The 6,407-nt window shown below is 57.9% G+C and carries 7 protein-coding genes and 1 other RNA gene; 6 read left to right on the plus strand and 2 right to left on the minus strand.

Annotated elements, in window-relative coordinates; translation table 11 throughout:
• Positions 1-60: 60 nt before the first annotated feature.
• Entirely contained in the window at positions 61-1,881 is a 1,821-nt protein-coding gene (locus tag GZ093_RS19640; RefSeq protein ID WP_296489319.1) for a molybdopterin-dependent oxidoreductase, read from the minus strand.
• Between the two features lie 106 nt (positions 1,882-1,987).
• Here GZ093_RS19640 and GZ093_RS19645 point away from each other — a divergent pair, with 106 nt between their 5' ends.
• The 5 genes from GZ093_RS19645 (at position 1,988) to GZ093_RS19665 (ending at position 4,999) form a co-directional block, all read left to right on the plus strand.
• Positions 1,988-2,575, plus strand: coding sequence for a TetR/AcrR family transcriptional regulator (locus GZ093_RS19645; RefSeq protein ID WP_296489320.1), 588 nt, complete (start codon positions 1,988-1,990; stop codon positions 2,573-2,575).
• Between the two features lie 29 nt (positions 2,576-2,604).
• Positions 2,605-3,333 carry an SDR family oxidoreductase gene (locus GZ093_RS19650; RefSeq protein WP_296489322.1) on the plus strand — a complete coding sequence of 243 codons (729 nt, stop codon included), beginning with the start codon at positions 2,605-2,607 and terminating at the stop codon, positions 3,331-3,333.
• A gap of 50 nt (positions 3,334-3,383) precedes the next feature.
• Positions 3,384-4,001, plus strand: a complete 618-nt coding sequence (locus GZ093_RS19655) for a 2-hydroxychromene-2-carboxylate isomerase (protein ID WP_296489323.1) — start codon at positions 3,384-3,386, stop codon at positions 3,999-4,001.
• A 357-nt stretch (positions 4,002-4,358) separates the two neighbouring features.
• Positions 4,359-4,595: a type II toxin-antitoxin system VapB family antitoxin gene (gene vapB / locus GZ093_RS19660; protein WP_296489325.1), complete on the plus strand. Its 237-nt coding sequence runs from the start codon at positions 4,359-4,361 to the stop codon at positions 4,593-4,595.
• Entirely contained in the window at positions 4,592-4,999 is a 408-nt protein-coding gene (locus GZ093_RS19665; protein ID WP_296489327.1) for a type II toxin-antitoxin system VapC family toxin, read from the plus strand. Before vapB ends, GZ093_RS19665 begins: the two co-directional genes overlap by 4 nt.
• 92 nt (positions 5,000-5,091) lie before the next feature.
• Here the strand turns inward: GZ093_RS19665 and cysK are convergent, their stop codons facing one another.
• On the minus strand, positions 5,092-6,009 hold the full coding sequence (gene cysK / locus GZ093_RS19670) for a cysteine synthase A (RefSeq protein ID WP_296489328.1): 918 nt from the start codon (positions 6,007-6,009) through the stop codon (positions 5,092-5,094).
• 117 nt (positions 6,010-6,126) lie between these two features.
• On the opposite strand from cysK, the gene rnpB reads away from it, so the two are divergent.
• Positions 6,127-6,407: RNase P RNA component class A (gene rnpB / locus GZ093_RS19675), an RNA gene on the plus strand; the annotation flags it as partial.

Below are 6,407 nucleotides of genomic sequence, written 5' to 3' on the forward strand. Positions count from 1 at the left end.
TTTCTTGCTCGTCATGACTTTCAGTCTCCTTGGAAAACTCCAAGACTGCCGCGTTATCGATCAACGTTCAAGATGGGTTCGCCGCGCGTTTACAAAGATGACCCCCGAAGGGCTGCTCAAGATGGCGTCAAACAACCGGTTGCCAGCCAGCAGCGCATTTCCACCAAAACCTGCACCCTGCGCCGCTGCCACTTGGTTGCGTACGTAGATTTGACAAATGCCCCACAGGGATGCGGCGGACGCAAGCCGTGGTGGCATGGTCGCACCTAAAGTGCGGTAGATGACGACCGGCGCATAGCGGGCGACCTTCTTGTCGCGCTGAGACTTCCAGGCGAATGCCAGGCCAAACGCAGTCTTTCCCAAACGCGCGGCCAATCGTAAGGTCCGATACTGCCGCTCGTCTGTTTCGCCGAGCGCTTCTACCAGACGCGCGTGGATTTCTGCTTCCGCGAGTGTGCCAGGGCGCGGCGGTAGGTGTGGTTGCCGCAGCTGAAAACCATTGCGTGGAAACTCCAGATTGAAGAAGGTGGCTTCTGCCTTTTCAAACTGGCTCGTCGCCGGCAGCACGTAGTCGGCCTGTAGGGCGGTTTCGGTCATCGCCACATCAATCACTACACTGCATTCCAGTGCACGCAGCGCCTCACGCATGCGCTTGCTGTCGGCCAGGGAGTGAACAGGGTTGGAGCTCTCGATGAACATGGCTCGAAACCGCTTGGGATGCGTGGTGAGAATTTCCTCGGGAATGACGTTGCAGGGAATAAGCCCCATGACGACTTTGGATCCCGTAACAGGGCTCTTCGCCCATGGCTTGCGTGCCGCTGATGCTGCTGGAGCTTTTCTGACCTTCGTCGAATCCCGGTTGACGGACGACAGATTCAACAAGGGTACGAAGGCATTGTTGGTTCCCTCCCTGGCGTAGTTCCCCGTCAACAGCCAAACCAGCCGATTGAGGTAGCTGTTGAGTGTGGAGTGCAGGTTCATCTGCACGCCCAAATCCTCGATCATGGACACGCTCTTCGCACTGGCGATGCGCAATGCGGCACTGCGGAGCAAGGACTCTTCTACGCCGCAGGTTTTTGCGTATTGCGCGACCGAGACGCGCTGCAGTGCTTCGGCAACGCGTTGGTATCCCGTGGTGTGCTGATCGAGCCAGTCGTTGGCCGTCAATTTTTCCTGTACCAGAATAGCGGCCAGTGCGCTCAGGCACCAGGCGTCGGTGCCTGGACGAACTGCCAGATGGAAGTCGGCCATAGCGGCCGTTTCACTCTTGCGCGGGTCGATGACGATCATCGCGCGCTGGGGGTCATGCTGAATTTCCCGCAGCACCGCCCGGGTGCGTGCAAAGCCATGCGACTGCCACGGGTTTTTGCCCAGAAAGACGGCCACTTCGCAGTGCTCGAAATCGCCGTGCACGCCCACGCCCATCATCTTCCCTTGAACCCAAGCCTCCCCGGTTTTCTCCTGTGCCAGTGCGTTTGAACGGTATTGGATACCAAGCGCTTTGATGGTACTGTCGGCATAGGTTCCGCCAAGGTGATTGCCCTGGCTGCCTCCGCCGTAATACAAGATGCTCTCGCCACCGTGCGTTGCTTTGATGGCGGTCAACTTCTCGGCGATTTCCGCAATGGCCGTGTCCCAGTCAATGTTCTCGTAGCTGCCGTCGGGCTTGCGGCGTTTGGGTGAGTCAATTCGGTCCGCGCCATTCTGGTAGTAGTCCATGCGTTGCGACTTCTCGCAGATGTAACCCTGCGAGATAGGGTGCGACTTGTCGCCGCGAATTTTTGTGATTCGTCCGGCCTCCGTTTTGATGTCCAGCCCGCAATTGAGCGAGCAAATGATGCACGCTGTCTTCTTCCATTCGTCTGTGTCTGTCGAAGTCATCCGGCGTCCCTTAAATTGAATGCGGCAATCGCTTGCATTATTGGATAATGATTGTTATCCTATGTCAGGGTGCTTCTGCCGTCAAGAACGTTTTTAGAATTCAGTCATGCGTTACACCAAGGAATACAAGGAATCAGCAAAGCAACGGCTTATTGCCTCTGGCGGTAGCCATGCCAAGCAGCATGGGTTTGGTGACAGTGGAATGTCGGAGTTGGCAGCAGCGGCCGGTGTAACTACGGGCTCACTCTACAAGCACTTTGGCGGCAAAGCCGATCTGTTCGCCTCCCTGATTTCAGCAGAGCTCAATCGCACGGCACAGATGTACGGCGCAATCGACCCTACGGACCGCGCAGGGTCAGTCAAATCGATGACCGCCTATCTGAGTCTCCAGCACGTCCAACATCCGGAACGGGGTTGCCCCTTACCTAGTCTGACGTCAGAGGTTGCACGCGCCGACCAGTCGGTGCGCGACGCGTTTCAACAAGGCATGCAGGAGATACACGCCAACGTCAAAAAAATTACCGGATCGGCGGACGATGCCTGGACCCTGATCGCGCAAAACGTTGGCGCGGTCATGATCGCACGCGCGCTGTCCGATGAAACATTGCAGCGCGAACTATTGGCGGCACTGCGCCGCTCTGCCGAGCGGCTGCTGAACGATAAAACCGATGTCCACCCTGGGCATCACGCTTAGAAACCCACTTCAATCAAGGAGTCAATTTCATGGAATCCAAAAAGGCCATCCTGGTCATCGGTGCAGGGGACGCCACCGGTGGTGCCATTGCGCGGCGATTTGCCCGCGAGGGCTACATCGCCTGTGTGACGCGGCGAACCGCCGACAAGCTGGAGCCCCTGGTGGCGCAAATCCGCAGCGAGGGCGGCGTTGCGTATGCCTTTGGGAGTGATGCCCGCAAGGAGGACGAAATGGTGTCGCTGATCGAAAAGATCGAGCGTGATATTGCACCCATCGAAGTGGCCGTCTTCAACATCGGCGCCAACGTCCGCTTTGGTATCACCGAAACCACGTCGCGGGTGTACCAGAAAGTGTGGGAGATGGCGTGCTTTGGCGGATTCCTCATGGGGCGTGAAGCCACCAAGGTCATGCTGCCACGCGGTCGTGGAACCATCATCTTTACCGGCGCCACCGCGAGCTTGCGCGGACGCGAGGGCTTCGCTGCGTTTGCCGGAGCCAAGCACGCTTTGCGCGCACTGGCACAAAGCATGGCGCGCGAGTTGTGGCCCAAGGGCATTCATGTTGCGCACCCGGTGATTGACGGCTCCATTGACACGGAGTTCATACGCACCAATTTCCCCGAAAAATACGCGCAGAAGGAGAACGACGGCATTTTGAACCCGGACCACATTGCAGAAGCGTATTGGCAGATTCACCAGCAGCCGCGTGACGCCTGGACGCATGAGACAGAACTGCGGCCATGGAATGAGCCCTGGTAAGCAATCACCGCTCTTAACGCACTTGTTTCAACCACCCCATGGAGACACCCATGAATGCATCGATTCAATTCCTGTTCGACTTCGGCAGTCCTAACGCCTACCTGTGCCACAAAGTGCTGCCCGCATTGGAGCAGCGCACGAGCGTAGCGGTTCAATACGTTCCGGTCCTCCTGGGCGGTCTGTTCAAGCTGAGCAACAACCGGTCTCCGGCAGAGACCACGGCGCAGATTCCCAACAAGCGTGCCTACGACGCGCTGGAGATGAAGCGATTCATTGCCAAGCACGCCATCACCGAGTTCAAGTTCAACCCATTTTTCCCCGTCAACACGTTGCCCATCATGCGCGGCGCGGTAGCAGCCCAAACGCACGGCTGCTTCGCACCCTATGTAAACGTCATGTATGCAGCCATGTGGGAGCAAGGACGAAACCTCGGCGAAGCCTCCGAGGTTCTGGCAGTCCTGCAGAGCGCAGGACTGGATGCCAAGCGCCTGCTGGAGGGCTCGCAGGACCCGGCCGTCAAGGCCACGCTGATGGCCAACACGCAAGACGCGTTCGAGCGCGGTGCGTTTGGTTCGCCCACGTTCTTTGTCGGTGAAGAGATGTACTTTGGCAAGGACCGGCTGGCCGACTTTGAGAAGGAAATAACCGCGCATCTGGCGCGCGCGTAGCCCTGGGCCTTGCACCATGTATCGGTAACGTCGCAACGCATGGCAGTTTGAGCGTCCGCATTTTTCGCGGCTCTATGTCCGGAAACGGTTGATTGTTTGAATTCGCTTGGCCGAACTGACCGTCGGCTTCCTGCCATCAGGAGTTAGTCACGGGAATGATGGCTTTCCGTAAACAACACGGTCAATTTCCGTCAATTCCCTTGGGAATATCATCTCCTGCCGCTACTGGAAAACTTCGTTTCAAAAATACAAGCGACCAGTCGGCGCCAGTTGGTGGGTGGATGTGACGTACATCCATGTATTTACAAAAAGCCCATGAGAATTTAAGATGTACACGTACATCTTGAGGAGCCTTTTATGGCCAATACCAAACTTTTCAGGAACGGCAACTCGCAAGCCGTTCGCATACCGTCAGAGCTGGCTTATGGCTCGTGGGATATTGACCTGGTCATTGAACGCCAAGGTGATGAGTTGCGCATCCGACCGGCCCAGCGACGCATGGGCGATGTGCTGGGCAAATTGGCCAAGTTCTCTCCGGACTTCATGGCACAGGGCCGTGGCCAAAGCGTTGAAGGTGAGCGCGAGGCACTATGAAACCGAAATACATGCTTGACACCAATATATGCATCTACCTGATGAAGCACCAGCCGCCCGAGGTCCGTGCACGGTTTGACGCGTGCTTTGTCGGCGACGTCGTGATCTCAGCCATTACCTTGGCTGAACTCGAATTCGGCATTGCCTGCTCAGGTGAGCCAGCCACCAACCAGGCTGCACTGGAGAGCCTGCTTGAAGATATTCGGGTAGCCCCGTTTGAGGCGCAGGCGGCCCGTGCCTATGGCCCGCTTCGCGCCGCCAATCGTGAAGGCAATAAAAACGCGCTCGACAAGCTGATCGCATCCCATGCGCTTGCGCTGAACATCGTTTTGGTCACCAATTACGAGGCTGACTTTCTAAACTACCCGGGCCTGGCTGTCGAAAACTGGGTCAACAGCCACTGACATGAATCCCGACCCGCCTTCGGCCCACACACTACGCACTAGACGGTCAGCATTCGGAGATGTAGGGATGTGCGGGGGATCTTTTCGCTTCGTCAGGCAGGCAAAAAACCCTCGACCGACAAGTAGCGCTCACCGGTGTCGTAGTTGAAGCCCAGCACAGTGGCGCCTGGTGGCAACTCAGGCAGTTTTTGCGCAATGGCGGCCAGGGTGGCGCCACTGGAAATGCCCACCAACATGCCTTCTTCACGCGCACTGCGCCGGGCGTACTCGCGCGCCGGTTCGGCATCGACCTGGATCACGCCGTCGAGCAAGTCGGTGTGCAGGTTATTTGGAATGAAGCCTGCGCCAATGCCCTGGATCGGGTGCGGTCCGGGCGCACCGCCCGAAATCACCGGGGAGGCCACCGGCTCCACCGCGTACACCTTCAAGTTGGGCCATTTGGCTTTCAATACCTGTGCCACGCCGGTGAGGTGGCCGCCGGTGCCGACACCGGTGATCAACGCGTCGATGCCATCAGGGAAATCGGCCAGAATTTCTTGCGCCGTGGTGCGTGCGTGCACGTCGATGTTGGCCGGGTTCTCAAACTGCTGCGGCATCCAGCTGCCGGGCGTGGCCGTGACCAATTCTTCGGCGCGGGCAATGGCACCTTTCATGCCTTTTTCACGCGGCGTCAGGTCAAACGAGGCGCCATAGGCCAGCATCAGGCGGCGCCGCTCAATGCTCATGCTGTCGGGCATCACCAGAATTAGCTTGTAGCCCTTGACGGCGGCGACCAGCGCCAGGCCGACACCGGTGTTGCCCGAGGTGGGCTCAATAATGGTGGCGCCGGGCTTGAGTTCTCCGCTCTTTTCAGCTGATTCCACCATCGCCAGCGCAATACGGTCCTTGATCGAACCACCGGGGTTGCTGCGCTCGGACTTGATCCAGACCTTGTGGCTGCTGCCAAACAGGCGGTTGATGCGCACATGCGGTGTGTTGCCAATGGTTTGCAGGATGTTGTCGGCTTTCATGGGGTGGCTCCTCAAAAAATGATTGAATAGTTATTTTGGACTACTTGATCAATTGCTTTGGGTATAAGTTTAGAAGCCAGGGCTGTAAGCCGGGCCAAACCGCGATAATACGGGCGTGAAGCCCGCCAGACTGCCGCTGGTGCAAGCCGCAAGGACGACGCGCAAGCGTCGGGTGGAAACACCGCACTGGAGGAACGTCCGGACTGCATAGGGCAGCGTAGCAGCTAACGGCTGTCCACTGAAAGCCTGGCCCGCAAGGGGCAGGTATAAGGTGAGGATCAGAGCAACAGAGACGAGCCGATTAAGTTCGGGTGAAACGGGCAATCTCTACGCGCAGCAATACCAAGTAGGCACACGTTGACGGGGCCCCCGGAGTGTGCGGGTAGGTAGCACCGAGC

The sequence above is a fragment of the Rhodoferax sp. genome (assembly GCF_010365055.1).
In the GTDB taxonomy this organism is placed as follows: domain Bacteria; phylum Pseudomonadota; class Gammaproteobacteria; order Burkholderiales; family Burkholderiaceae_C; genus Rhodoferax.

Excerpts from the sequence above, each read along its gene's own strand:
- GZ093_RS19640 (WP_296489319.1), bottom strand. The coding sequence starts at position 1,881 with ATGACTTCGACAGACACAGACGAATGGAAGAAGACAGCGTGCATCATT.
- GZ093_RS19645 (WP_296489320.1), top strand. The coding sequence starts at position 1,988 with ATGCGTTACACCAAGGAATACAAGGAATCAGCAAAGCAACGGCTTATT.
- GZ093_RS19650 (WP_296489322.1), top strand. The coding sequence starts at position 2,605 with ATGGAATCCAAAAAGGCCATCCTGGTCATCGGTGCAGGGGACGCCACC.
- GZ093_RS19655 (WP_296489323.1), top strand. The coding sequence starts at position 3,384 with ATGAATGCATCGATTCAATTCCTGTTCGACTTCGGCAGTCCTAACGCC.
- vapB (WP_296489325.1), top strand. The coding sequence starts at position 4,359 with ATGGCCAATACCAAACTTTTCAGGAACGGCAACTCGCAAGCCGTTCGC.
- GZ093_RS19665 (WP_296489327.1), top strand. The coding sequence starts at position 4,592 with ATGAAACCGAAATACATGCTTGACACCAATATATGCATCTACCTGATG.
- cysK (WP_296489328.1), bottom strand. The coding sequence starts at position 6,009 with ATGAAAGCCGACAACATCCTGCAAACCATTGGCAACACACCGCATGTG.